This window comes from Komagataeibacter nataicola, assembly GCF_003207795.1.
Taxonomy (GTDB): domain Bacteria; phylum Pseudomonadota; class Alphaproteobacteria; order Acetobacterales; family Acetobacteraceae; genus Komagataeibacter; species Komagataeibacter nataicola.
In genome coordinates this window covers 1-25,628 of sequence record NZ_NIRT01000040.1, presented here as the reverse complement: position 1 = coordinate 25,628, position 25,628 = coordinate 1, and the positions used below count along the sequence as shown (strand labels likewise).

Here is a 25,628-nt window from a genome sequence, read left to right as displayed (position 1 = left end):
GCGGCGGGTCGCAACACGCTATGACAGATGCCCGAACGTCTTCTTCTCAGCCATCTGCCTCGCTGCAACCGTCATCTTCTGGCTATGAGTCCTGAGCCTAGGTTCTCTGCGCTTTTGCAGCCTCAATCCCGGCACGCTGTCGATCCTTGATAAATTTCAGCTCCATGTCAGCAACCATGCCGAGAATTGTGATGACCATACGTCCCATGGCTCCGGCCGTCGTAACGTCCGGCTCAAGCACGCGCAGCGAAGCCCCCTTTTCTTCCAGTTCATGGACCAGGTTCAGGACATCCCGTGTGGAGCGACCAAGCCGGTCAAGACGCAGGACGACAAGCTCGTCCCCAGAGCGCAGGAACTGCATGATGGTTTCAAGCTCGGTCCGCCCGTTTCGTGATCCCCCTGATCCTGTTTCCGAGCGGATGATTTCACATCCTCCTGCCTTCAGGTGAGCGATCTGGATATCGAGATTCTGGTCCGTGGTGCTGATACGGGCATAACCGACACGGGTCATAAGAAAATCCGTCACATTAGGGTGGTTATTTTCTCATATCGTCACATTGGAAGAAAAACCATCCATTTGTTACATGTCGCATATGTCACTTTTATCTGCCCCATTGGGGTTTCACCCTAATGTTATGAGAATTTTGCCTCTCATGCGGCCAGATCTGCTGATTTTCACTGAGAACTGATGGGGTGGATGCCCGCTCCCGACGGCATCGCGATGTGCCAAAGTGATGTTGTTGAATAACGTCACGAGAAGGAGAAGGCATCCATGGACGGAGTTACCATTATTGGCCTCGATCTCGCAAAGCGGGTTTTTCAGCTTCATGGCGCCCGGGCGGACGGAAGCATCGCGTTCCGCAAGAAACTGTCGCGCGCTCAGGTGACGATATTTCTGGCGAATCTGCCGCGGTGCGTCGTTGCGATGGAAGCCTGCGCGACTGGCAGCGCCAAAGCAGCGCAATACCAACGGGGAGAAAGCCGATCTTTGGGAAGGCCGCATTCCGCAGGACTGGCAGGACAAGCCGGCAAAGTTGTCCCACAAGGATCGCCATGCGCGATGGACACTGAAGTTCACGAAGGCAAAGTGGCAGGAGGACGGGACCGCTTCCGGCCATGGACCTCGTCATTTTGTTCTTTGGCTACAAATCGCATGTTTCCATCAATCGAAAGTTTCGACTGATCCGGAAATGGAAAGCGACGGATGCAGCAGCCAGTGATGGCGCCAGACTGTGCGTGGGCCTGCTGGATAAAACCAATACGGCCTCAAGCGTTTAGGCCGACACCGCGTATCGCTCGAAAGCCAATGAGGACTTCATGTCGAAGATCCACAGGAAAAAGCCGCGTCTCAAGCCCATGCCCCGCCATATCCAGCGGTCCAACGCAGGGAAGTCGGTGATCCGATCCCGCGTCGAGCATGTCTTTGCCGATCAGAAATCGCAGACGGGTCTGTTCGTCCGGACCGTGGGTATCACCCGAGCCACCATGAGGATCGGCCTGGCCAATATCGTCTACAACATGCGGCGCTTTCTGTTTCTGGAGAGGTTGAACGCGAGCGCGAGCGCGTAGCCATCCAGCGGATGACAGCCCCCGATCCGCTCAAAGCGAAGGTCGAAAGCCACTCCGGGAAACGTCAATCAGAACGCCAGAAACCGGAAATCACGTGCCAGCCCCATCAACCAACGGTTCCTCGATCCCTCCACCTTACAGTTTCAGGAAGCCGCGCGTATCCGGATCAACGGGAATGCCCGTGCGTTTGCGCTCTTCCATCGTTTTCCATTCCCGGTCACCTGGCGCCATCACGCTTTCCCCGGCCGTGGTGGAGAGGATGGCACGTAGCATGGCCAGATAGTCCTTCAACGCCCTGTCAAATCCTTCACGCCCGACAAAGCGCGCGGGATCCAGCACGATGCAGAAATGACCAACATTGCGCGGCGTGGTAAAGTCGGACGTATCCGTCATCTGGATCATGCGGGGATCGATCATCGCGCCTGTCAGCACCGCGGACAGAATGCTTACCATGCCAGCCAGCCCGGCCCCCTTGAAGCCATAGCTTTCCCCCCCAAGCGGCAACAGCATTGAGGCCTGCATGGCGTCCTGCGTCATGTTGCCTTCGGCATCCGCCGCAACACCGGCTGGCAGGGGCAGCCCGAGCGAACGGTATAGACGCACACGGTTGAAGGGGATGGATGACGTTGCCATGTCCAGCAGCCAGGGCATCTGCCCCTCAACCGGGGCCGCCATGGCAATGGGGTTTGTGCCGTGGAATGCGTGAGTGCCCCTGAATGGTGTTACATTAGCATCGGAATTACTGGTCATGATTCCCACCATGCCCGCTTCCGGTGCCTTGAGGGCATAGGCACCCGCCGCACCGCAATGCGATGACCGCATCACCCCTACGGCGCCAATACCGGTCTGCGCCGCCATTTCAATGGCCAGTTGCATGGCATGGTAGCAGGCGTAATGACCCAGCCCGTCATCCGCATCCAGCAGCGCCGTCGCGGGGGCAGTGCGGTGCACCTTCAGCGCGGGCGTACCGTTCAGCCTTCCTGCGCGCAGCATGGCCGCATAATGCGTGACCAGACGTACGCCGTGACTGTCCACCCCGATGCGGGAGGCATAAAGCAGGGCCTGCGTCGTGGCTTCAGCGGTTTCTGTCGAGGCACCGGCCTCAAGCAGGGCATTTCGGGTTCTGGTTTCCAGAATATCGGCGCTGGCATGAAAAATTTCGCTCATATCGGTCTTTCCTGCAAAGGCTGTAGCGATGGCTCAGTCCTGTGCCAGTACACGCGCCATTTTTTCGCGGTCCAGCCGTCCTTCCCATGCACCTATGACAATCGGCGCCACGCAGTTGCCTGCCAGATTACCCACCGCCCGCGCAATTCCGATAAACCAGTCCACCGCCAGCAGCATGACCAAACTGGCCACAGGAATGGACGGAATGGCGGCCAGGGTGGCCGCGAGCACCACAATGGCAATGCCCGGCACACCATGTGCGCCCTTGGACGTGAAAAGGGCAGTGGTCAGCATGATGACCATCTGCCATGTCGAGAGATGCGTGCCGGTCGCCTGCGCCAGAAAGACCACGGCAAGGCCAAGATAGATGGACAGCGCATCAAGGTTGAAGGAATAACCCGCCGGCACCACCAGTCCCACAACCTGAGGGTCGACCCCCATGCGCCTGAGTTTTTCCATTACGCTTGGCAGCACGGCATCTGATGTGGTGGTGGTGAAGGTAATGGCCAGTTCCTCACGGAAATAGCGCAGGAAGCACCATGGATTCACGCCCGAAAGCCGCAGGCATCCCCCCAGTGCGATGATGATGAACAGCGCGATGACCACGAAATACAGCCCCACGAATGCAGCAAGGTGCATGATGGCGTTCATGCCATAATGCGCGGTCGTGGTAGCCATGGCCCCGAAAACGCCCAAGGGGGCCAGGGCGATGATCAGTCGCATCATGCGCGCAAACAGTACCGCCAGCGCATCAACCAGCCTGACCAGCGGCGCACCAGCCTCCCCGATCAGGCTGAGGCAACAGCCGAACAGGATGGCAAAGAACAGGATCTGCAGTACATTGGCCTGCGCGAATGCATCGGTCGGCGAATGGGGAATGAGCGAGAGGATGAAGGCGGTAATGCCGCCTTCATGCAGCAGGTGGGCATTCTGCGCGTAGGAGGCGACCATCTGCGCATCCTCGACCGTTGGCGTGAACACGATTGCGCGCCCCGGTTGTACCAGCATGCCGATCCCGACCGCCATGACCAGCGCGAACGTGGTCATGACCTCGAAATACACTAGCGCCTTGATCCCCATGCGCCCGACAGTGCGCAGCGAACCTGCCCCCACGATGCCCATGACGACAATGCAGAACAGGAGCGGACCGACTGCCATGACAATCAGACGCAGGAAGATGTCCGTCGTCCAGCGGGTCTGCATGGCAAGAGCAGGGTCGATCAGCCCCAGCCCCAGCCCCAGCACACTGGCGATGACAACCTGCATGAACATGCCCGGCAACCGGTAGCGACGGGCGGCAGAGGAAGGCGTATTCAGGTCGCTCAAGCCATTATCCTTGCAAACGTATGGATGCGCCTACAGTCCTGTCAGGCGTTTAGTAGGTATAGTTCAGGCGTGCGCCCACGAAGCGGGGCAGGCCGGGAATGACACCATAAAAAGTAGCCTGCGTGCCACCTGATAGCCAGTAGCGGCGATCGGCCAGGTTCTGCGCATAGACGGTCGCCGACCAGTGCTGCTTGGGTGATGCGAAGGTCAGGAAGCTGTTGACCAGGAAGTAGGCGGGGGCGCGGTAGATGCCGCTATCACCGATATGCTGCGGCTGGGTCTGTGCACCGCGATAGCTGTAATCGACATCGAACGTCATCTGGTAGTCACGCAACACATGCCATGAATAGGTCGCCGCCCCGCTCAGGGTCAGGTTGGCCAGCCCCATGGAGTAATTGTCGTAATTGGTGTTGATGGCCGACCATACGCCTGTCTGCGTGAACTGGTTCGTGGTGGCCGTACGGTTCAGGGACTGGAACTGGCTGTAGACGCCATGCTGGTAGCCGAAATTCTGCGTCAGCGACAGGCCATGGATGGGGTGTGCCTCAAGGTCGAATTCCGCGCCATAGATATAGGAGCGCGGTGCGTTCACATAACCGGACAGCGCGCCGAACGGCGGCACAAGCACGGTGCTGACAACCTGCTGGTCACGATAGTCGTAATAGAAACCGGCCCCGTTGAAGCGCAGCTTGTTCTTGAAGAAGGTCGTCTTGAACCCGCCTTCATAGGTGATGACCTGTTCGGGCTTGAACGGTTTGAGCTGCGAGGCCAGTTCGGTAATGTTGGCGCTGAACCCGCCCGGCTTGAAGCCGCGGCTGAACATTGCATAGCCCATGATGTTGGGCCTGAATTGGTACTGAAGGCCTACATGACCCGAAAATTCGTTGGCCAGGGCCCCCGCATCACCAAAATTGGTGGGCGTGCCTTCAATCGCACCGGTATTGAGGTTGTAATTCGTGCTGGTGACGTTGCGGATATGCCGGTCATCGGATTCATGGGTAATGGAGCCGATCAGGCGCAGCTTGGGCAGCACGCGATAGGACAGTTCCACGTACTGGTTAAAGGTCTGCATGCCTTCGGTATAGGATGTCTTGTTCAGCGGCGTGGTACCGGGACGGTCTGATGAATCATACCAGAAATTCTGCGCCTGTTCGGTGCGGCTGTAATACATGCCTGCCGTCCAGTGGAAACGTGCCGCGGGATTGATGGATTCAAGCTTCACTTCCTGCGAGAACACATTGCTCTGGTTGTTACGGAACATGTTGCCGTAGGACAGGACGGAATCCGTCTGGTTGGACAGTTCATGTTCGTCAATGGATTCATAGGCGCTGAGCGTGGTCAGGCGCCCCCACGTGAAATCCTTGGTAAAGCGGATGTTGGCTCCCCAGAACATGTTGTCTTCACGGGGCTTGGTGTTTCTGCCGTCAATGCCGATGATTTTTGCAAAACGTGGGTCAAGGCCCCAACTGGTCTGCATGAGGTCGGAATTGATCGGCACGCCGTAGCCGTTGTACAGGTTGTGGCCTGAGGCGGCTTCCGACTGATCGGTTGTCCAGTGGCCACCGATATCAAGGTGCGTGGTGTCATCAATGTTCCAGCGCAGTTTCGCGCGCAGGGCACCGAGGTCGGCATTGCCAAACCGCTGGCCCGAGGCGCTGTGCTGGTAGCCGCCACCCGTCATGGACTGCCCCGAGATACGGAACAGAACGGAGCGTGAAATGGGGCCGGATATAAAGCCCGTTACGCGGTTACGGTCATAGCTGGCGATATCTTCCGTAATGCCGGCATGGAACTGCTCGGTCGGGTCGGCGGTATGGAAATTGATCTCGCCGCCCGTTGTCATCTGCCCATGGGTATAGCCACCCGGCCCGGGGTTGACGGAGATGCTGTCCATGTCAAACAGCATGCCCGATGTCATGATGCTGATGGGATAGGCCACGCCATCCACATAGGGCATGACCGAGGGCGTGTTGTTCTGTGTGAAGTCCATCAGCCCGACGCCGCGCAGGGCAAAGTTGAGCCCGGCGCTACCAAAGGAAGGCTGTATGGTCAGATTCGGGGCGACGCGCACGATATCGGTCATCTGGCGCACGTTACGGTTCACCAGTTCCTGGTGGTCGATATGCGTTGCTGAGTCCGCTACGTGCTGCTGGCGCATGAAATGCATTTTCTGCGAGGAAACCTTGATCGATTCCGGTGCCGCTGGTGTCTGGTGGGCCGGGGCATGCGCGGTGGTGTGTGCGGGGGTGGCCGCGGGTGGTACCCGATCGCGATGGGTTACCTTGGTCGGCGTGGTGAGTGTCGCAGCCTGGGATATGACGGGAGAGACCAGCATGACGAAGGATGCATGCAGGAATAGCTGTCGACGCCAGGGTGCGGAAAGGCATGGTACCATCTTTATCTCCTTGTTGTTGTAAGTATTGACTTAATGAATGGGAGTATAAAAAAATCTAAATTGCTGTTATTTCGCGCGCATCGGGCCCGCAGGGGGATGTGCCGGCAATGATGCGGCTTCCCGGGGGGGCAAGTCCTTCTATGTTCTCGATAACCAGGTCGGCCAGGTCGCGGGTAGCGCCTTCAAGCTGCTCCGTCGCGCCAACCATGACAAAATCAACATCAGGCAGGGGGGGAAGACCCGCACTGGCGGGAACGGGTACGATTTCCTGGCTGACCAGCAGGCCCGATTGGGCGAACACGCCGTAACCGGACCGGACGGCTGCAACAAGCGCCCCGAGGTTCGAACTCATGAAAGAGGCGCGCCATGCCCGGCCGACCTTATTCATGGCAGTAATGGCCGCTACCCGGGTAATGCTGTTGCCCGAGAACAGGACCAGGGGCACGGCTCCTTCGGCCAGCGTGTCAAAATTGCCGCCTCCCAGCCATTGCAGCCGCTCACGCCATAACGGTATGCCGCGTTCGTCGCCCTCCTTGCGCTTGGTGCAGATCAGGTCGAGCGCACCGGCATCAAGCAGGTTGTAAAGTTCCCGGCTCAGGCCGACGGTCAGCCGCACCTCGACATGCGGGTACAGGCGGCGAAAGCGCTTGAGCATTTCAGGAAAGCGGGAGACCACCATATCTTCTGCAATGCCCAGGCGCAGTTCTGCGCGCAGGGTGCCACTGCGGAAGTAATCCATGGCCATTTCCTGCGCGTGGATGATGTTCTGGGCAAAACTCACCATCTGCATGCCTTGCGGCGTCAGTTCCACCTGCTTGGTGGTGCGGTGCAGTAACGACGCGCCAACTGCCTGCTCCAGCCGGTTGATATGCTGGCTGATGGTCGATTGCGTAACACCCCGCATCTGTGCAGCGGACGTGAAATGCAATGTTTCGGAAACGGCAAGAAACGACCGTAGCAGAATGATGTCAAGTTCCTGATTATCGCTCATGAAAATAAGATACACGCAGTAATTATTATATCAAATCATAAATGCATCGAAACGGATTGATCGATTTCCCTGTTGCCTTAAAAACACAAAATGATGATAACTTTTTTAAAACAATGTAATATCAATATGTTATATTATTAACTTCGTACCGTATGCTCCAAGGTATGGCCATGAAATGCCGTGGGTGCGTTTACAGTAAAGCAACATGACACGATCTTTGTTCATTTTTTATCACAAAAATTCCTTATTGATTATGATATGTGATGATAAATTCCGTTCCTTACGCGTTATCATCAGGCGGGGCTTGTAACGGTTTTATGCTGGTTGACTGAGCGTCTTAAGCTCACATCGGGGGACAGGCGAGTACAGCACCGAAGGTGAAGGCGGTGACGAACGCGGGGCCGATCTCGCGCAGGATCGGTGCGTTCTCCCGGGAAAGCGCCACGGGATCGAGAGGGTTAGGACGGACGAGATGTCGGCCTTCCGCGATTTCTCGTGTCAGCGCGTCCCAGCCGATGATATTCTTGATCGCCTAAGGATCGGGGTTGCCTTAGCGCGCGTTCAGCAATACATCGCCGATCTCGGCCAAAAGGCGGATTTTGGCGTTAATGGTCCGGCGGTCACGTTTCACTGCGGCCTCCTCACGACGCTTTGCCCGTCTAATACAACTGCTCTACGGGCATTGCAGGGAATTGACGGCGCGGCCACATCCTCTCACGGGCCTTCTTGAACAGGGATCCATCCGTGTGTATGATGTGTAAATGAAGAGTGCCAATCTGATCCGGGAGCTGGAAAAAGCAGGCTGGAAGCTGGATCGCGTGCGCGGTTCACACAACGTCTTCAAACATCCGTCGCGACCTGGGATCGTGGTCGTCCCTCATCCCAAAAAGGATCTGGGCACCGGTCTGGTTGCCGCCATCCGCAAACAGGCGGGTCTCTAGGAGGATCATCATGCGCTATCCGGTTGTTATCGAACGGGGCAGCGAGACAACGGCATTTGGTGTTGTCTTTCCTGACCTTCCCGGCTGCTTTTCGGCAGGCGACACGCTCGATGAAGCCATTTCCAATGCGGAAGAGGCCGCTGCGGCATGGATCGATGCCACGCTGGATGCCGGAGAGGCTGTGCCTTTTCCCAGCACGCTCGACGCCATCCAGAACAACCCGGATTATGAGGGCTGGACAGTGGGCTTTGTTACCATTGATCCGGCCGTTCTTGACGACCGGGTGGAACGGGCGAACATCTCCCTTCCCCGGCGTGTTCTGGAGCGGCTGGATGCGCTTGCCAGATCATCCCATGAGAGCCGTTCCGGCATGATTGCGGCCATGACCCTGCAGGCAAGACTTACACCGGTGGTCAGAAGCAAATGAACAACCAGAACAGGGGAGATCGGGCGATGTAGATACGCCCGGAAATCACTCCGTGCGTCATGGAGGGGAAGCTCCCATGTCTCGCACCTATCATCACAGCCGCAGACACGGCCGGGACCATCGCTGGGCCAACCGGCCGGATCGCTGTGGTTATGGAGGCTCACGTGAAGCCTCTGAATCCCCCAACTGGTACAGCCATCTGCACGATATCCGCCCTGGCCGTCATCATGACAGGCATATTGCCCGCCTGGTCATCAAGGGCGACCTTGATCCTGTCGAGGCGGTCTTTCCGTATACCGGTACCCGGCGGCCCCATGAATATTACTGGTAATCTTCAGCGCGGGAATGAGAGATCGTTCCCGCGTTCTGTTTCTGCCAGAGCTGAGGTAGGATCATTCTACCTCCAGCTGCATTATGGGAGTACAGAGCCAGCGCGCGATCTATGGAATGCCAGGGTGCGCGGCCTGCATCCTGATCCACAGATCAGGACCATTGCCCAGTAGTTGACCCAGTTGTTCCGCCAGTTCGGGTCGCCAGGATCTCGTGGAGATGCGCACAGGATATGCCAGGGGCCTGTGCAGTTTCTGACGTCTCCATGAGGCCGGCAGGAATGACGTCCATCCGGAGCAATTCCCCCGGATGGGTGGGGCAACGGTGCCTGTCCCGTGGCATCATGATCTCCTGGCGTGAGGCTTTGACGAGGGCAATGGCCCATGCATCAGCGTTCCCCCTTCTGCTGGAATGGGACCATCCTATTGGCCCGGTTCTGGCATGGGGAGCGGGTGATCGGTGCCGAGGCTCTCAATCCAGGCATTGGCCGCTTCCGCACTGACCACACGGCCCGCTGCAATTTCTGCCAGTGCCTGACGCGTGGCTGCGTCCTTTTCCGCTTCCCGGTCGCGGTCAAACCGGTTTGTATCCGTCGCCATGTTCGTTCCCTTTCCAGGCTGCGGCCTGTTGCAACCATTAAGAGCCAGTTTCCTCAACGGGCATGAGAAATTCAACAGGGGAAATGTCTAGCACGCAGGCCAGTTCATAAAGGGTGACGACCGTTGGATTGCGAACTCCTTTTTCCAGGCCGCTGAGATATTGCTGGCTGAAGCCTGACCGCTCGGCAACCTGTTCCTGTGTCAGGCCTTTATTCCTTCGGATGCGGGAAAAATTCCATCCCACAAGGCGTCTCATGTCCATCAGGACATGCTGGCGTTTTACATACTATATTTTTATCAACTATAGTATGTAAATTCCCATTCAATGTCGTTCCCCTGGATATAGAGAGGCCAAGATGTCTGACTGCCACCCCGTTTCTGCCCCACGGATCTGCGTCCTGTCAGCTGCCGGTGGGTGTGGAAAAACCGTCATTGCCTTTCATCTCCTGGCACCTTTCCTCCAGAATCCCCTTCTGGTCTGCGTCAAGGAACGGATCGACTTTTCTGGTGGCCTCAGCCCAGATAATCTTCTGCTGGTCAGGAATGGGGACTTCGGGGTGGTTTTTGAGGAACTCACCCTGAATCAGGGCCGGCCCATCATCATCGATATCGATATGACCGCCCTGGAGGCTACTTGCGCGAAGATGAAGCGCTTTTCTGGTGCTGACGAAGATATCGACGTCTTCCTGATTCCCTTCACGCCGGAAGTCTACAGTATACAGCGGATGATCTGGACGGTTCGGAAGCTCCAGGCCTGCGGTATTTCCGGACAGAAAATTATCCTGGTTCCCAACCGGCTGCAGGACAGGACAGTGTCCTCGTCAATCGAAGACGTGATGAAAATCTGCGAGGGGCCTGATGCTCCGCGTTTTTTCTGGGATGTCTTCGTGGAAGAGGACGAGATCTATAACCACTTCTTCAGGAAACAGGCTTCCTTCAGGTCGCTTCTGCCTTGCGAATTCTATCGTCAGAAGGCACGTGACAGGCACGCGACGCGGGAAGATCGTCAGAATTATGCATCCTATGCCGCTCTGGCCGCCAGGGCCGAACGCGTGGAACCCCGGCTGAAACAGACCTTTGCCCGTCTCATGGCCCATATCTCTCCAGGGATGGCTGCAGCAGCCTGACAGACCACCTCATTGGCCCGGAGCGATCTTCTATTGCCATGGCTTTGGCAGAGGGAGGGGGTTATCCGTCGCGAAGCTGGCGACCCATGCCTTCATGGCCTCCCCATTGATCAGCAACCCGGCCTTTCTCCGTGCGAGGGACCATCGCTGACAGATCTTAATTCCAGACATGTTTTCGACGTTTGCGGCCATTCTATCGTATCGGTAACCCGACTATGGTCAGGACAGGCGTGGCATGGGGATGGGTTCATTCTGTCAGAAGTTCGCAAATCTGCATTCATCAGACGTGGCACCAGCTTCTCGTTTGGGCAGACAGCCTATCCCGACGGGGGAGAATTCCGCGTAACCAGCCGCGCTTATGCCTGTCTGCTCCTGTTGGAGACAGGCACCATGAGCACCGTGATCGATGGCGGCAGGCGGGAACTTCATGCGGGTGAGTGTGGCATCTTCATCAACACTACTGGCCGGCGTTCCACCTATGCACCGGGCAGCCAGGTTCAGTGGTGTGAAACGCCGCTGCTGGAGTTACCCGCCCCTGTAGAGCAGGATTTCCTGGGCGACCGGATCCGAGCCTCTCCGCGCATCCGCACGCTTTTCCGGGAAGGGATCGGGTGTGGTCCGTACGTCTCGCTAGCCCTCGATACGTTGCGCAACGCCCTGGGTGAAGCCCTGTTCGCCGCATGGCGTATCGAGGCGGGAGAAGGCATGGCCGGACACATGCCCGCGCCGCTTCTCGCGGCCAGATCCTATATCGACCTGCATTATGCCGAAAAGCCGGACCTTGAAACACTGGCCGCTGTGGCCGGCATTACGCCACCTTACCTGATAGACCTGTTCCGTCGGCATCAGGGCACCACGCCCATGCGCTACCTGCGGGCCGTGCGTGCACAGGCTGCGCTGCGCCTGATCCGACATACCGACATGTCACTGGCCAGAATTGCAGACAGTACGGGCTATGGGTCTGCCTTCCACCTGTCGCGTGAGATCAGGCAGTTCCATGACCTCAGCCCGCGCCAGATACGCCAGCAGGGTACACATTCCAACCCGTCCACCCAGGCGGGTGATGCCGGACGCCTGCCTGCGGATAGCCGGTTTTCTCCCGGTCCTGAGGTAAAAAGGAGCAGTCCCATGACCCATGACATCCCTGTTATCGACATTGGCCCCCTGCGCCAGGGTAACGATGCAGAGCGGGAGGTCGTGGCCAGCGCCATCGGCAGGGCCTGCCGCGAGACTGGCTTTTTCTACATTACCGGCCACGGCGTATCTCCCGATACGATAGCGAAGCTTTTCGAGGCCGCGCACACGTTCTTCACCCAGCCTGCCGCCGCCAAGGAAGCCGTGGCCATGAGCCGTGTGGGCCGGAACCGGGGCTATGTAGGGCTGGGGGTCGAACGGCTTGATACGACTTCCCTGCCCGACCGCAAGGAGGCCTTCAACATCAGCCCTAACCAGCCCGATGGCCAGGACGCATGGCCTGCTCTCCCGGGATGGCAGGATCTCATGATGGCATATTTCGCCACCTGCCTCGATATCGGCGCGGCACTGCATCGCGGTTTTGCCCGTGATCTGGGAGTAGATGAGGATTTCTTTGTCGATAAATTCAGGCACCCCATGGCCACGCTACGCCTGCTGCGCTATCCGCCCGCGCAACAGGCCAGCACGGCACCGGGGGCGGGTGCCCATACCGATTACGGCAATGTCACGATCCTTGCGGTTAATGGCGTATCGGGCCTGCAGGTACGTCCGCGCGGTAGCGACTGGACGGATGCCCCGCTGATTCCCGGCACGTTCATCTGCAATATCGGTGACTGCCTGATGCGGTGGAGCAATGATGTGTATGTCTCGACCCCGCACCGGGTATTGCGCCCTGCAGGCGAGCGGTATTCGATCGCTTTCTTCCTCGATCCTGATGCGGATGCATTGGTCGAGCCGATCGTAACCGGCTCCGGCAAGCATGCGCATTATCCGCCCGTCACCGGGCATGACTACCTGCAGGAAAGACTGCAAGCGACATACGGGCACAAAAACCAGCGCCACTGAGGCAGAAGGCTTCCACAGTGCAGGCATTTCCCGGTGGGTGGTCCGTGTGACGCGATCAGGAATGGCCTGTCGTAAGGCTGGCAGACTGGGCTGAACTGCCCCGGGTTTACCGGAGAGTAAAACTCTCGGAGGATGAACCCTATGGTAGAGAAGAAGAAAACATCGCGTTATTCGCCTGAGTTCCGTGAGCGCGCCGTGCGCCTTCTGGACGAACATCGATCGGATTACCCGAGCATTTCGGCGGCCTGTCGCGAGATTGGTGGCAAACTCGGCTGTTCGGGAGACAGCCTGCACGACTGGTGGAAACAGGCGCGGCGAGACGTTGGTGCACAACCGGGACCAACCACGGCTGAGACGGCACGGATCAAGGCATTGGAGCGTGAGATCCGTGAACTGCGTCAGGCCAATGAGATTCTCAAGAAAGCTTCGGCTTATTTTGCGCAGGCGGAGCTCGACCGCCCGTTTCGCAAATGATCGCGTTTATTGAAGCCTGTCGTGCCGATTATGGGGTCGAGCCAATCTGTCGCGTTATGCCGATTGCCCCTTCCACGTTTTATCATCAGGCGGCCATAGCGAGAGATCCGGCCAGAGCCAGCATACGAGCACAATGTGATAGGGATCTGATGGCGCATATCTGTCGGATCTGGCACGACAGCCGTAGTGTTTATGGTGCGCCCAAAGTCTGGCACAGCCTGCAGCGCGAAGGACGGAAGGTCGCGCGATGCACTGTCGAGCGCCTGATGCGGCAGATGGGCCTGAAGGGGGTGATCCGGGGCAGGAAGATCATCACGACCCGTCCGGATACGGCGCGTCCCTGTCCCGATGACAGGGTCAACCGGCAGTTCCGGGCCGAGGCTCCCAACCAGCTCCGGGTCTCGGACTTCACCTATGTCCAGACCCGGAATGGCATGGTCTATGTGGCGTTTGTCATTGATGTGTTCGCCCGCAGGATCGTGGGCTGGAAGGTCTCGGCCTCCATGACCACCCAGTTCGTGCTCGATGCCCCTGAACAGGCCATCTGGCAACGAAAGCCCTCGGGAAACAGGGCGCTGATCCATCTTTCGGATCGTGGTTCACAATACCTGTCGATCCGATATACCGAACGCCTGGCGCTGGCTGACATTGATGCCTCGGTCGGCACGGTCGGTGACAGTTATGATAATGCACTGGCGGAGACGATCAGCGGTTTATACAAGGCCGAAGTTATCCATCATCTGGGGCCATGGAAATCCATGGCGCAGGTCGAATGGGAAACACTCAGAGGGGTGGACTGGTATAATAATCGACGTCTATTGGCACCAATCGGCTACAGGCCACCCGCCGAAGCCGAACGCGCCTTCCATGCAGATCAGAGCAGACTTGATATCGCAGCCTGAGCGCTGAACAAATCGCTCTCCAGTAAACCCGGGGCAGTTCACTCAGAAGCTCCATGTCAATCACTCCTCAAACTCCCAGCAGATGCTGCCGGGGAGTGTGAAGGCGTGGGTCAAATCTCGATGAAAATTTCCACCCTACCCGGGTCAGTTCTCAGTGAAAATCAACAGACAGCCTTATGATCCTCAAAATGGCCAACCCGACAGGCTGCAAAGAGCTATTCAACATGGAATTTCCAAAAAAGGCTCTGGAAAAAGGGTTTTTTGATCTATCAACCTGAACCCGAATCATTATGAATAGGCAATTGACAGGCGATGTTCGATTTAATAGATAATTAAATTATATGTAATGTGAAAACTGGATTAAGTTTATCCTTTATGGTGCGACAGATATTTATTAATAAGCCCGGAACGATCAAGCTCCAGACTGCCAGACAAACAGCACCTATGGTCTCGTCTTCCGGTCGACAACTTTCTGTCGAGCAACTTCGTCGGCGGCGCAGCAGCAGCTATGTCGATGCGTTACGCAAGCTCGATACCGGCGGTCCAGTTTCAGCGACAGGCATTGATGCCATCCGTGACGCCGTGGCGGCGGAATTCCCCGATGGTCCGGCAAGCTGGCCGTTGGGATGGGTGTCCAAATGCTATCTCGGAGCGCCATATGAGGTGCATATCGTCGATATTTCCGGCCATATCATAAGACATTTCAAACGTGGAGAGGCAATGCCGGGCGGCATGGAACGTGCGCGTTCGCTGGCTGCTTCCGGACGCTATGCCGCGATCGAAGTTTTTTCCGATCGCCTTGTCGCCATCGCCGATGATGGCACCACATCTGTTTCGATGGGCTGATTTTCATGGCTGAACGCATTATCCATACGGCCGACCTGAGCGCGATCAGCGGCGGTCTGCGCACCCTCTCCAGGAATATCGAGGATGTGGGGGAGCGGATCGACAAAGTTGATGACACCGTCACCATAACCCGGAAGGAACTCTTCGACCTGCAGGCGCAGTTTCACCAGTTCCTTGATATATATAACCGTGCCACGCAGGTCAGCCTGGCCGAAACGCGACTGATCAAAATCCGGCAGGAACTGACGTCGAAATTCGGACATTATGACGATGTGCGTCGCGCAGCGGTCGGCCTGTTGCAGGCAACCGACATCAGTGTCGTGCATACCGCGACGATGCGTGACATTACCGAAGAACTCATGGTGCTGACCCCCGCCTACTGGCTGGCCCCGGCACTTGTGGCGCTGGCAGCCTGGCTGCGCGATGACCAGCCCCTGGCCCAACGCGCGTTGGGGGAAGCCCTGCGGCGGGATGATGAAAAAACCAGCCTGTTCTTCGCACTGATCTCGCGTCGTGCCGGGCGGGGCAATGCCTGCGCTACATGGCTGGACCGATTCCTGGGGCAGCAGAACCCCATGCAACTGAAACGGCAGACCATCATCCTCATCAATGCCACCGCTGGCGGCGTATTTGGCCCCAATGTGCAGCAGGTCTGCTACGAGCGGCTGCAGGCCTGGATTGGTGAACTCAGTGACCGGGCCGGATTTGTGGAGGAGCAGCGCGTGCAGTGGCGCGAGGCCCTGCTGTCCAAGATCCCCGAGGACCAGCATGGTGCGCGCTATCCACATCTGGAACGTCTATGCACGAACTGGGCGGACCTGAATGGTCAGCTTAACTGTGCCGGCCTGAATACTGTATTCCTCGATTACATGCGCGAGATCTTTGAATCTCCACTACCCGCGTCCACCCGCCTGGCGGAGGCGGTGGATGACCTGCTGACCCATCTGGTGACTGACCATGATGCCGCTGAACTGCCCCTGAGAAAGGAGGAAGCCCGACTGCAGTCCATCATCGCGCAGGACGGTCGCGTCGATATCGCCGAAAAGCACCATGACCTTGAGCGTGAGGCATTTGAGGAAAATGTCAGCTTCACCCAGCTCCTCACGAACGCGGCCATGCATGCCGAACGCTCGGGGGCGTCACGTGCTTCGCAGCGCCTTGCCTTCGCGCTGTCGCGCGCCTGGGTGCATAACGCATTTTCCGACCTGACCATTGAAACCCGACGGAACCAGCCAGATACAGCATACCTGCAGATCGGCAACTGGACCGGACAGACGCATGACGGCACGGAGGAAAAGGCGCTTCGGTCCAGTCTGGAGCAGCATATCCACAGTGAATGCCTAGCGGCGCTGGCATTGGTCAAGCTGGGGCCGAAGCATGTGATCTGCGGCATCCTGGGTGTATTGTTGCTGTTGAGCATGTTCACGGGGAATTTCATCTTCGCTTTTATAGGGGCGGCGCTGCTGGCCTGGGTATTTTTTGAATACAGAGGGCTGGAAAAAAAGCGTGACATGGTACGTGATTCTTTCGACAGGCGCGCGCAGTCTGAAAAAGCGGATCTCGATGGATGTCTTGCGGAATATGTGGAATGGCTGCGTGATTTCGCGGCACGTGATGCCGTGGCCACGCAGACCAACGCCTATATCGATGCGATTGCCCCGGACAGCCATCTCGCATTGCGTGAGGAAAGTTCACGCCGCATCCTGAGCAACAGCTAAAAACATAGGGAAGTCGCCTTCATGACCCGCGATGTCTTTATTCCCCGCGCCGGAACGCCTGTGACAACGTCCTCTTCCATACCATCAACTTCGGCCCCGGTGGCGCAGGTCCAGATCTCTGACAGCAATGCGACCGACGATCCGCTGGCCAGTGCTTTCCCCGAATGGGACCTCTTGCCCGCCACGCAGTTCGTACGGCGACGATAGGCATGTTCGGATTATGGCGCGAGCGTGCGGCACCAGATGGTCCCAACGCTGGCAACGCACCCGAAACCTATGCCGAGTGGAGCGCCTGGTTCGAGCGTTTTGAACACGGTGGAGAGGATGACGTGTTGCTTGGCCTTGCGCAGCGGGGAAAGGTCAACTGGACCCGTGGCATGGCGAATTCCTTTGCCACCCGTGCCGCCGGTACACTGCATGCGCGCATGGAAACCATCCGGCTCATGCTGCAACGGCACCTGGAGAAGAGCACGGACGTCAATGACCTTGGCCGCGCCATGGTGAACGCCCGTCGTGCCTTCGCGCAACTGTCGCGCTACGCCACGTTGTCGTGCTGGCCCGATCCGTTGCCGGCGCAGCTTGCCGACATGATCCGCCAGACCACTGCGTCCATCCAGAAAAGCCTGCTTGAAAGCGCTGCGAGCGACCGCACGGGGCGCCTGGCCAAGATGCTGCGCGACAATCCGATCGACCGTGATTTGGCGCCAACAACCATGGTGACGGAAAATGGCCACGCTTCGCAAACGTCCGGCCGTCGCATCCTGCTCTGATCCCATGAGGCCATAGTGTGAATACCAGCGAATTTCTTGATGCTTTCGAACGGACCTTCAAGGCCCGTGTTCCCTTCATCCTGATCCAGACGACCGAGCGCAGCCGGGCGGTTGAGTTGATCCGCGATGTCTGCGCGCGGCAGAGTGTCACGGCCTATGTCCACACCCTGTCCAAGGGGACGATGGATATCACGACCAACCGCGTGACCAATGAGGACCGTTCCGTTATCGGCGCGGTCGATTTCGCGGCACAGCAGATGATGCAGCGTCAGAACCTGACCTTCGTGCTGACCGAGTTGGATGACGTGGACACCGACAGCGCCTTTGCACGGCAGTTGCTGGACACCGTGATACTGGCCTCGGAAAAGGGCGGGGCGATTGTCGCGGTCACGACCAAGACGGTGTGGAGTCAGGTGCAGCGCCTTGGCGTGTCGCTCATGCTGTCGCCACCGGACCAGGACGAAACCTACATAAACATTTCCCGTCAGATTGATGATTATCGCGGTCTCATGCCCATCGAGTGGGACGAGAGCGACATGCGGCGCGCGGCCACCATCCTTGGTGGCGTGACCAAGATCGAGGCCGAGAACATCATCGCCATGATGGCGGCGCGTGGAAGCGTCCGCAAAAGCGATTTTCCGGAACTGATGCGTGCAAAGGACAGCGTCTTTTCCGATGTGTCGGGTATTGAGCGCGTGGCCCTGCGGTCTGAGACACTCAACCTCGGCGGCCTGAGCGGACTGCAGAAATGGCTCCAGCGCAAGCGGCCGCTGTTGACGGCGGACCTGCGCGAACGTGTGATCCGGCCGCCGCGCGGCGTGCTGCTGGTGGGGGTGCCGGGCTGTGGCAAATCACTTTCTGCCAAGACAATCGCGGCGCAGTTTGAAATTCCGCTCTATCGGCTGGACCTTGCCAACCTCATGGGCATGTACGTGGGGCAGAGCGAAGGCCGCCTGAAAGAAGCCCTGGAAGCTGCAGACCGCGTGGCACCGTGCGTCCTATGGATTGACGAGATCGAGAAGGGACTGGCCGCAGGGGGATCGGACTCATCCGGCGTGACCACGCGCATGATCGGGCAGTTCCTGTTCTGGCTTCAGGAATCTCAGGCGCGTGTCTTCGTGGTTGCAACCGCCAATGACGTGTCGAAGCTGCCGCCCGAACTGTTGCGGAGGGGCCGGTTCGACGAACTGTTCTTTGTCGATCTTCCCGGCAGTGATGAGCGGCGGGAAATCATCAGCCTGTATGTGGAACGTGGCAAATTGCAGCCACTGGATGCCGGATTGCTCGAAGAACTGGTTGAACTGTCGGAAGGTTTTGCTGGCGCGGACCTGGAGGCGGCCGTACGCGAAGTGGTGGAGGAGGCGTTCCTGAACGGGGATGCGGGCATCACGCCCAATCTCTACCGTTCTAGTTTTCAAAATATCGTTCCACTTTCACGTACCAGTCCCGAGCAGATTGAGGCGATCCGTGCATGGGGTCGTGAACGCGCGGTACCAGCTTCGGGGCAGCCCATCGGGAATAGCGCCACGACTGCACCCATGCGCAGGGCGGTCCTGCTGGGATGATGGAACTGCGATCTTTTTAAAAAGACCTGAATGCGCCTTATTGAGGATGCTGAGTGGTATCAGGTCTACGATGTGATCGAAAGGTTGGTGGAGTTGGAGGGTTCGAAAAACCCCTGGCTCTGAACCATTGACTGTGATTCCATTCCTAGTGTGAGGATGGATGATGAAGCAGCCGGTTTTTTTGATGTTGAAGAGCGGCTTGCTCGGTTGAGTGGGCTTGGTGATCAACTTGAAGCCTGCTCAGACTGTGGATTTTGAAGTCTTCTTTTTCTGATCTTGACAAGGCTCTGGCCTATGCAGATGGCAGTAAAGGCGGTCGCCCGCATTGTTGCCCCACGGGCCTCACACCCGTTTACGTCGGTCTATGATCTGTGGCGTCGGGCGAGTATCAAAGCGGCAGCTTTGAACCATCTGACCGAGGCAGACGCGTTCCGACCCTCACTCGGGCTGGCACGTCGGGAAGCTCTGTGGGCCATCAAGGCACTGTGCGATGCCGCTCTGCCCTTGTTTGCGGCAGCACAGGTAACGCGGGAAGCGGAGGAGCCGGATGTGTTACTCCAGCCCATGCGGGATGGTGCCGAGGTGTGCTGGACTATAACCGGCTTGGCCTGAGCTTGCGGGACCATCCCGTTACCTTCCTGCGTGAAGACTTACAGGAACAGGGCTGCGATATCGTCCCCCTTGCCCCGTTCGACCCTGAGCAGCATGCGTTCGCTGTCGATATCACTGATCTTGAGAGCAGCGACATCGGCCACCCGCAGGCCTGCCCTATAGGCGACCGACAGGGCGGCCTGATGCTTGAGGTATATGGTCGCGTTGAGCAGCCGGGCAACCTCATCGCGGCTCAGCACCACGGGCAGGTTGCGGGGCCGCGCCACCCGGACCAGCCTGCGTGCAAGGTCAGGTCGGTCGAGTGTCTGGGTGAAGAAAAATCTCAGCGCCGACACGATGGCGTTCATGGTCGGTGTCGGCATGCCCGCCGCGTTCTGTGCGATCTGGAACTGGCGCACATCCTCGGCTGTTGCCGTATGGGGTGAGCGACCCAGAAACGTGGCGAAACGGCCGACATCGCGAAGGTAATTGCGCTGCGTCTCCCGGGAGAACCGCCGCACCGCCATGTCATCAAGCAGGCGCTGGCGAAGGGGACTGATTGCAGCAATGCACAGGGACTCTGTCATCATCCGGCTCCTTCTGGTGGGAAGAAGCCAGAGTGCTTGGCCCGATCAGGATAGTTCCAAATAAAACAGATCTCTCACGCCGTGGTGACAGACCGCCACGCTATACCATTCCCGCGCAGCGGGTTCGTTCTAACCCCAAAGTTGTCGGCTCTGTTGGATCGAGAATGATAACGTTTGGGGCATCAGACCTCTGCTCTGTTACACTATGGGTAATAGTGTAACAGGCTGGGCCTGAAACCGGCCGGCCTGTCCCGCGTCAGCGGCGGTTTTCCTGTCCGGGTCGGGGGAAGTGTGTTACACTTTCCGGGATCATATGCCCAGACCCGCCCCGAAGGCCCCTGTCCGGCCGCCTCGCCAGCTGTCGCTGTTCCCCGAAACGGCGGCGCTGGTGCGCGTGGACCCGGCCATCAACTGCTGGCGCTTCTACCATCTGTCACTACAGCCCGACCTGTTTGGCGGTACTGCCCTGGTGCGGCAGTGGGGGCGGATCGGAACGGCTGGCCGGCAGGTCTGCGAACGGCATCATGATGCCGGGTCGGCGCGCGACGCCCTCGCCCGCCAGCTTCGGGCCAAGCGCCGGCGGGGCTATCGCGACAGGACGGCCGGATGAGCGGCACCCGAAAACCGGGACAGCGGGCGACCCCGGCAGGCGCCCCCGGCGGGATGCAGCTCTTCGACCGCGACGGGAGCCGCAAATACCTCACGGTCGCCGAGCGGGCGCGGTTCCTGCGCGCGGCCGAGCCGGCGCCGCGCGAGGCCCGCACGCTGTGCATGACCCTGGCCTGGTCGGGCTGCCGCCTGTCCGAGGCCCTCGCCCTGACGGCGGACCGGGTGGACCTCGCCGGCGGCGTGCTGGTGTTCGCCACGCTCAAGAAGCGCCAGGACGGGATCTATCGCGCCGTGCCGGTGCCCCCGTCCCTGCTCGAGGCCCTGGACCTGGTGCATGGTATCCGCGAGGCGCAGCGTAGGCGGGGCCGTGGATCGGCCGCCCGGCTGTGGCCCTGGTCCCGCATGACCGGCTGGCGGGCGGTGCATGCGGTCATGGTTGCCGCCGGCCTGTCCGGCCCGGCCGCGTCCCCCAAGGGCCTGCGCCATGCCTTCGGCGTCGCCGCCGTCTCCAGCGGCATCCCCCTCAACATGGTGCAGAAATGGCTCGGTCACGCCCAGCTCTCCACCACCGCCATCTACGCCGATGCCGTCGGCGCCGAGGAGCAGGATATCGCACGGAAAATGTGGGGTTAAACGAGAAATATCTCGTTTGGGAAAATATCCCATATTCCGATTGAATGAATATTCATTCCACATTTTATGTGATTGACAAAGGCAAACATATTATGAGATGAAAAGGCGTTATTTTGAATATTCAAAAAGGATTAAAAAGTGATTATAGCAATAGGAAATACGAAAGGAGGGGTGGGGAAGACCACTTTAGCTGTTCAACTCGCCATAATCCGTGCCACTGCTGGTAGAGAGGTATGGCTGATTGATGGTGATCGACAGGGTACAGCTGCTGCTGCTATCGCAGCTCGTTCTGAAGCTGGGAAGCTACCTGGGATTGCTTGTGCACAGTATCCGGACGGCCCCAATCTACGTGCCCAAGTTCAGCAGCAGCGTGATAAATGGGATGATATTATCATCGATGTTGGCGGCCGAGATTCTACAGCGCTTCGCGCAGCACTCATTCTCGCTGATACGCTTCTGGTTCCGTTTGCGCCGCGTTCCTATGACGTATGGGCACTAGACGACATGGCTGTTCTCATTGATGAAGCACGAAGTGTTCGGGATGGATTGCGTGCTGTAGCTGTTATGAACCAAGCCGATCCAGGAGATCATTCAACGGATAATGCAGAGGCTGCTGCAGCAGTGAAAGAGGTGCCGCAATTCATTTATCTGCCGATACCAATTCGACGCCGCAAAGCGTTTAGTAATGCTGGTGGAGCAGGTCTGGCTGTTTCCGAACTGACGCCGCGAGACCCTAAAGCTGTCGCTGAAATTTCTGCACTTGCAAGTGCCGTTTTTAATCCAATTTGAATATTCATAACGTATTAAGGATAGATTAAATGGCAATTCATCGCAAAGCTAAACCAACGTCGGTAGAATCTGCTGCAGATGCTTTCGTTACTGGAGCTCCTGATGCAGGAAAAACACAGCCTCTATCATACGATAAAGGGTTGCCCAAGGGACATAAACGCCAGATTAGTTTGACCATTGCTCCAGACCTGTTACGGCGTGTTGATGAACGCGCTGAAGCTATGGGAACAGGCCGAGCTGCGTTTATCAGTATGGCAATTTTCAAAGCGTTAGAAGAAAGTTAAGATAATATTTTAAGAATATTCAAAAAATATCTTAATGGTACTTTGTTGAGTTAATTTTAGAGCCACTGAACGCGCATATGTCTCCCTAAAGGGGATCTCGGCTTATGACACATAGACAGAAGATAGCTGAGAAGACGAACAGGCCTTGCGTCATCGGTCGTATGCTGAACAACGTAGCAGGGACAGAGCGGGATCGGACGAATGAGCAAACGCAAACTACCATCAGAACAGAGTGAACTTGTCCTTTCTCCCACAACTGCACGTGTCATTCAGCTCTCGGCTGAAATTCAGGCAACTCCGCCTGATGAGATTGAGTTCATGCACACGGTGCTCTGCCAGGTTGGCCTTCCCCGTAAACGGACAAAAGAAACTCGCTTTGAACGAAACAATGGCAAGGCATCTCTGCTTATTACAGCAGGAGAAATGTTTAACGATGGCCATTGGGAAAAGCTCTTCGTCCCGTATGGAACCAAGCCACGATTGGCACTTTTCCACATCAGCACTGAAGCGATCCGAACGAAATCGCGTATTGTTGCAGTCGGACGAACTATCAGTGAATTTATGAAACGCCTCAACATCAGCCAGAATGGTCCATCCCGTGAAGCATTTCGGGCACAGATGAACGCCTTGTGTGCCTGTGAAATGAAGCTCGGCTACGGGTCGCGCAATCTGAATGCCCGGCCGGTGGATGAATTCGATGCGTGGACCAAAAATCTCGCAAAAGATAGCACGATCGAGCTATCCGAAAAATTTTGGCATGAATTGAAAGAAAACGCTGTCCCACTTGACCCTCGTGCACTTGAGGGTTTGCAGCACTCAGCTTTGGCGCTCGACATCTACACGTGGCTTGCCCATCGACTTCATCGGGTGCGGCGGCCTGGTGAGAAGCTTACTTGGGCCAACCTTCGTTTGCAGTTTGGGCAGGAATATACGGACGATAAGAATTTCAAGAAGGCATTCCTGATCGCATTACGACAGGTTGCGGCTGTTTATCCAGATGCAAGACTTGAACAGGTTCGGACGGGTCTAAGACTGATCGCATCACCGCCGCCCGTACCGCGGCAGACAATCATCTCCTATCAAAAAACCATCGGATCAGATACTTAATCAGAAAATCTGACTAAAATGAGCGGTGCAATTACCACCCGTTGACCACCGCCCCTGTCGACTGATCGCGGTGCAATTACCACCCTTTTAGCAACGGCATCAACGGTTCAATTATAATGCAAGTGCTATCCTTTTGCGTCCGCTCCGATGTCAGAGGAAGGCGGTGTAATCACCACCCTTTTGGCATTTGTGGCGCCACTGAAAGCCCGGTGCAATTACCACCCCTCTTGTTCTGCTTAGAGCTACCAAAAGATAGTGCGATTGCCACTGTTTCTAGGATAGGGCCTCTCTCTGTGAATAGAAAAGTTATCCCGGTGCAATCACCACCCTAATACGGTGCAATCACCACCCGTAGACACGGTGCAATCACCACCCGTAGGCACGGTGCAATCGCCACCCCCCTAAAACCGATATGATTCCCGTTATCTAAACCGATAGGTTTTTCCGGTAGTTGTTCGATAATTTTTAACGGAATTGTGGATAAATATAAGGATCAAGAGTAAATTTTGATCTAAATCTCCGTCGGCTCGCCCTTTCAGAGCTGCGCTAATTACGGACACGCCTAACCGCTCGCGCCGGGTTTTCCGATACGCCAAGCGTATATCTGTGTCCGTTTTATGTAACGACCCCATTCCGAGTATCGGTGCCTTTGGCCGGCTACGCCGCTCCCGCTCCGCGCTCGCCCCACACCAGCACCGCTAGAAGAACCGGGCAGGGTAAATTTGCTCAGGAAGAATGAAGCAGGCCGGACGATCTCGCTTGAAGCAGGGGAGTATCATGCCTTATTAAGAATTATTAAATCCAACTAAGGTGATGCCATGAGCGAGAAACTTTCAGCCGGAAAGCAGGTGGTCAGTGTGCAGATGCCTGCCGACCTGGTGGATGCGATGGATCGATATGGGGAAGCCATCGAGCGGCCCAGGTCATGGGTGATGCGGGAAGCCGTGGCGTCTTACCTTGCCTATGAGGCAGAGAAAGACCGGGTGACGCGCCGTGCCCTGGCCGATGTAGATGCTGGCCGGACGATCAGTGCTGAGGCCGTCAAGGCATGGGCAGACAGTCTCGACCAAGCTAACCCGCTGCCGCTGCCGGAACCCAAGCGGTGAAATATGAATGGACGGCCAAGGCCGTATCTGATCTGCAAACGCTAGCCGCAAATTTTGACCACCCGAGCGGCGCCGCGCGTGTTATGCGGCGGCTGACGGCAGCCCCGGACGTTCTGATCCAGTTCCCTCGGATGGGTACGTTGCTTCCGGTCTTCTCACCCCGTGAGGTCCGGCGCTTCATCGTGGATGACTATGAAATTCGCTATGAGGTCACGGCGGATGCCCTGTTCATCACCGACGTTTTCCATACGAGGCAGGACCGCGAGACGTTTCATTGAGTGATGGGTGCCGCCGAGAGTGTGTTTTTCCTGCCCATAGGAGGGCCGTGGGACGTCTCTGGTATTCTGATCGCTTCCCCCCTCTCGTAAGCCAAAACCGTCCTGTGCGGCCTTCCTGTGCGTTTTAGGCCCAGTGGGCCCGAAGCTGTGATTTTGGCCATGTTGAAGAACGGACTGGAAACACGGCGCTTGATCGGGCGAGCGTCGGGTGTCTGACGGCTTAATCGATGGTTTCAAGCGCACGGTAGACAGTCATCCTTGAGATTTTCAGTTCGCGCGCAACGCCAGCCTTGCTTTCGCCTGCGGCGATACGCCGTCTGATTTCGTCATCATCAACGTTTTTCTTCCGGCCTTTGTAGGCTCAGGACCCATTGATTTTTGTAGGGAATTTTGATTCAGGCTCTGCAAGGAGACTGAAGATGAGCGACCTGTTCTGGCTGACGGATGAACAGATGGA

The 25,628-nt window shown here is 57.4% G+C and carries 28 protein-coding genes, 5 pseudogenes and 1 other annotated feature; of the genes and pseudogenes, 23 read left to right on the top strand and 10 right to left on the bottom strand.

What is annotated here, in order from left to right; all coding sequences use genetic code 11:
* A pseudogene (locus tag CDI09_RS15295) lies at positions 1-88 on the top strand (IS5/IS1182 family transposase); the annotation flags it as partial.
* A gap of 9 nt (positions 89-97) precedes the next feature.
* Here CDI09_RS15295 and CDI09_RS15290 read toward each other — a convergent pair.
* Positions 98-511: a recombinase family protein gene (locus CDI09_RS15290; protein WP_078528466.1), complete on the bottom strand. Its 414-nt coding sequence runs from the start codon at positions 509-511 to the stop codon at positions 98-100.
* 261 nt (positions 512-772) lie between these two features.
* On the opposite strand from CDI09_RS15290, the pseudogene CDI09_RS18295 reads away from it, so the two are divergent.
* Together CDI09_RS18295 and CDI09_RS15285 are read left to right on the top strand one after the other, a co-directional pair.
* Positions 773-943: pseudogene (locus CDI09_RS18295) on the top strand (IS110 family transposase); the annotation flags it as partial.
* Positions 942-1,569: pseudogene (locus tag CDI09_RS15285) on the top strand (transposase); the annotation flags it as partial. The pseudogenes CDI09_RS18295 and CDI09_RS15285, both read left to right, overlap by 2 nt.
* 135 nt (positions 1,570-1,704) lie before the next feature.
* On the opposite strand, the gene CDI09_RS15280 reads toward CDI09_RS15285, so the two are convergent.
* The 4 genes from CDI09_RS15280 to CDI09_RS15265 all read right to left on the bottom strand — a co-directional run bounded on the left by CDI09_RS15280 (position 1,705) and on the right by CDI09_RS15265 (position 7,448).
* Positions 1,705-2,736 carry an Ldh family oxidoreductase gene (locus tag CDI09_RS15280; RefSeq protein WP_078528463.1) on the bottom strand — a complete coding sequence of 344 codons (1,032 nt, stop codon included), beginning with the start codon at positions 2,734-2,736 and terminating at the stop codon, positions 1,705-1,707.
* 33 nt (positions 2,737-2,769) lie between these two features.
* Positions 2,770-4,008 (bottom strand): cation:dicarboxylate symporter family transporter, encoded by a 1,239-nt coding sequence (locus tag CDI09_RS15275; RefSeq protein WP_205836734.1) that lies wholly within the window; start codon positions 4,006-4,008, stop codon positions 2,770-2,772.
* 103 nt (positions 4,009-4,111) lie between these two features.
* Complete coding sequence (locus tag CDI09_RS15270) at positions 4,112-6,457, bottom strand: TonB-dependent receptor (protein ID WP_078528522.1); 2,346 nt, start codon at positions 6,455-6,457, stop codon at positions 4,112-4,114.
* A 55-nt stretch (positions 6,458-6,512) separates the two neighbouring features.
* Entirely contained in the window at positions 6,513-7,448 is a 936-nt protein-coding gene (locus CDI09_RS15265; RefSeq protein WP_078528519.1) for a LysR substrate-binding domain-containing protein, read from the bottom strand.
* 761 nt (positions 7,449-8,209) lie between these two features.
* Between CDI09_RS15265 and CDI09_RS15255 the strand changes: the two genes are divergently transcribed.
* From CDI09_RS15255 to CDI09_RS15245, 3 genes are all read left to right on the top strand, one after another.
* Positions 8,210-8,389 (top strand): type II toxin-antitoxin system HicA family toxin, encoded by a 180-nt coding sequence (locus CDI09_RS15255; protein ID WP_078528458.1) that lies wholly within the window; start codon positions 8,210-8,212, stop codon positions 8,387-8,389.
* A gap of 10 nt (positions 8,390-8,399) precedes the next feature.
* Positions 8,400-8,816 (top strand): type II toxin-antitoxin system HicB family antitoxin, encoded by a 417-nt coding sequence (locus tag CDI09_RS15250; RefSeq protein WP_078528456.1) that lies wholly within the window; start codon positions 8,400-8,402, stop codon positions 8,814-8,816.
* Positions 8,817-8,892: 76 nt separating this feature from the next.
* Positions 8,893-9,147, top strand: a complete 255-nt coding sequence (locus CDI09_RS15245) for a hypothetical protein (protein ID WP_078528516.1) — start codon at positions 8,893-8,895, stop codon at positions 9,145-9,147.
* Positions 9,148-9,568: 421 nt separating this feature from the next.
* Here the strand turns inward: CDI09_RS15245 and CDI09_RS18290 are convergent, their stop codons facing one another.
* On the bottom strand, positions 9,569-9,745 hold the full coding sequence (locus tag CDI09_RS18290) for a hypothetical protein (protein WP_167370271.1): 177 nt from the start codon (positions 9,743-9,745) through the stop codon (positions 9,569-9,571).
* A gap of 37 nt (positions 9,746-9,782) precedes the next feature.
* Positions 9,783-10,007, bottom strand: a complete 225-nt coding sequence (locus tag CDI09_RS15235; RefSeq protein ID WP_078528513.1) for a helix-turn-helix domain-containing protein — start codon at positions 10,005-10,007, stop codon at positions 9,783-9,785.
* A 94-nt stretch (positions 10,008-10,101) separates the two neighbouring features.
* Between CDI09_RS15235 and CDI09_RS15230 the strand changes: the two genes are divergently transcribed.
* The 10 genes and pseudogenes from CDI09_RS15230 to CDI09_RS15190 all read left to right on the top strand — a co-directional run.
* Entirely contained in the window at positions 10,102-10,872 is a 771-nt protein-coding gene (locus CDI09_RS15230) for a StbB (protein WP_078528510.1), read from the top strand.
* Between the two features lie 390 nt (positions 10,873-11,262).
* Positions 11,263-12,912 (top strand): 2-oxoglutarate and iron-dependent oxygenase domain-containing protein, encoded by a 1,650-nt coding sequence (locus CDI09_RS15225; protein WP_078528507.1) that lies wholly within the window; start codon positions 11,263-11,265, stop codon positions 12,910-12,912.
* A gap of 141 nt (positions 12,913-13,053) precedes the next feature.
* Positions 13,054-14,288, top strand: a protein-coding gene (locus CDI09_RS15220) for an IS3 family transposase (protein WP_110571413.1) whose coding sequence is annotated in 2 segments (ribosomal slippage) — positions 13,054-13,348 and positions 13,348-14,288 — 1,236 coding nt in all. Because the reading frame shifts where the segments join, the coding sequence is not laid out codon by codon here.
* Positions 13,341-13,457: a sequence feature (AL1L pseudoknot), on the top strand. Its footprint overlaps the gene before it by 117 nt.
* 375 nt (positions 14,289-14,663) lie before the next feature.
* The gene (locus CDI09_RS15215; protein ID WP_249034041.1) at positions 14,664-15,134 is read left to right on the top strand and encodes a hypothetical protein; all 471 of its coding nucleotides are present in this window, start codon (positions 14,664-14,666) and stop codon (positions 15,132-15,134) included.
* Between the two features lie 5 nt (positions 15,135-15,139).
* On the top strand, positions 15,140-16,852 hold the full coding sequence (locus CDI09_RS15210; protein ID WP_078528496.1) for a hypothetical protein: 1,713 nt from the start codon (positions 15,140-15,142) through the stop codon (positions 16,850-16,852).
* Positions 16,853-16,873: 21 nt separating this feature from the next.
* Positions 16,874-17,059: a hypothetical protein gene (locus tag CDI09_RS17890; RefSeq protein WP_146220915.1), complete on the top strand. Its 186-nt coding sequence runs from the start codon at positions 16,874-16,876 to the stop codon at positions 17,057-17,059.
* 2 nt (positions 17,060-17,061) lie between these two features.
* On the top strand, positions 17,062-17,622 hold the full coding sequence (locus CDI09_RS15205; RefSeq protein ID WP_078528493.1) for a hypothetical protein: 561 nt from the start codon (positions 17,062-17,064) through the stop codon (positions 17,620-17,622).
* Between the two features lie 17 nt (positions 17,623-17,639).
* Positions 17,640-19,187 (top strand): AAA family ATPase, encoded by a 1,548-nt coding sequence (locus CDI09_RS15200; protein WP_078528490.1) that lies wholly within the window; start codon positions 17,640-17,642, stop codon positions 19,185-19,187.
* Positions 19,188-19,343: 156 nt separating this feature from the next.
* A pseudogene (locus tag CDI09_RS15195) lies at positions 19,344-19,546 on the top strand (IS5/IS1182 family transposase); the annotation flags it as partial.
* A pseudogene (locus tag CDI09_RS15190) lies at positions 19,500-19,852 on the top strand (helix-hairpin-helix domain-containing protein); the annotation flags it as partial. The pseudogenes CDI09_RS15195 and CDI09_RS15190, both read left to right, overlap by 47 nt.
* Here the strand turns inward: CDI09_RS15190 and CDI09_RS15185 are convergent.
* Positions 19,838-20,305, bottom strand: coding sequence for a tyrosine-type recombinase/integrase (locus CDI09_RS15185; protein ID WP_249034042.1), 468 nt, complete (start codon positions 20,303-20,305; stop codon positions 19,838-19,840). The pseudogene CDI09_RS15190 and the gene CDI09_RS15185 sit on opposite strands and share 15 nt — an antisense overlap.
* Positions 20,306-20,678: 373 nt before the next feature.
* Here CDI09_RS15185 and CDI09_RS15180 point away from each other — a divergent pair, with 373 nt between their 5' ends.
* The 7 genes from CDI09_RS15180 (at position 20,679) to CDI09_RS15150 (ending at position 25,171) form a co-directional block, all read left to right on the top strand.
* Positions 20,679-20,975 carry a WGR domain-containing protein gene (locus CDI09_RS15180; protein ID WP_078528487.1) on the top strand — a complete coding sequence of 99 codons (297 nt, stop codon included), beginning with the start codon at positions 20,679-20,681 and terminating at the stop codon, positions 20,973-20,975.
* Positions 20,976-21,028: 53 nt separating this feature from the next.
* Complete coding sequence (locus CDI09_RS15175) at positions 21,029-21,607, top strand: tyrosine-type recombinase/integrase (protein ID WP_249034040.1); 579 nt, start codon at positions 21,029-21,031, stop codon at positions 21,605-21,607.
* A gap of 138 nt (positions 21,608-21,745) precedes the next feature.
* Positions 21,746-22,396, top strand: a complete 651-nt coding sequence (locus CDI09_RS15170; RefSeq protein ID WP_078528481.1) for an AAA family ATPase — start codon at positions 21,746-21,748, stop codon at positions 22,394-22,396.
* Between the two features lie 29 nt (positions 22,397-22,425).
* Positions 22,426-22,680: a ribbon-helix-helix domain-containing protein gene (locus tag CDI09_RS15165; protein ID WP_078528478.1), complete on the top strand. Its 255-nt coding sequence runs from the start codon at positions 22,426-22,428 to the stop codon at positions 22,678-22,680.
* Positions 22,681-22,881: 201 nt separating this feature from the next.
* Positions 22,882-23,787, top strand: coding sequence for a replication protein RepA (locus CDI09_RS15160; RefSeq protein WP_078528475.1), 906 nt, complete (start codon positions 22,882-22,884; stop codon positions 23,785-23,787).
* Between the two features lie 818 nt (positions 23,788-24,605).
* Positions 24,606-24,893 carry a CopG family ribbon-helix-helix protein gene (locus CDI09_RS15155; RefSeq protein ID WP_078528472.1) on the top strand — a complete coding sequence of 96 codons (288 nt, stop codon included), beginning with the start codon at positions 24,606-24,608 and terminating at the stop codon, positions 24,891-24,893.
* Positions 24,890-25,171 (top strand): type II toxin-antitoxin system RelE/ParE family toxin, encoded by a 282-nt coding sequence (locus CDI09_RS15150; RefSeq protein WP_078528469.1) that lies wholly within the window; start codon positions 24,890-24,892, stop codon positions 25,169-25,171. The genes CDI09_RS15155 and CDI09_RS15150 overlap by 4 nt, the downstream gene beginning before the upstream one ends.
* Positions 25,172-25,391: 220 nt before the next feature.
* Here CDI09_RS15150 and CDI09_RS18630 read toward each other — a convergent pair whose 3' ends face one another.
* A complete protein-coding gene (locus CDI09_RS18630) occupies positions 25,392-25,481 on the bottom strand; it encodes a helix-turn-helix domain-containing protein (RefSeq protein WP_236944715.1) in 90 nt (29 codons plus the stop codon).
* Positions 25,439-25,628: hypothetical protein (locus tag CDI09_RS18625; RefSeq protein ID WP_249034039.1), on the bottom strand; the 190-nt coding region annotated here is incomplete at its 5' end. The genes CDI09_RS18630 and CDI09_RS18625, both read right to left, overlap by 43 nt.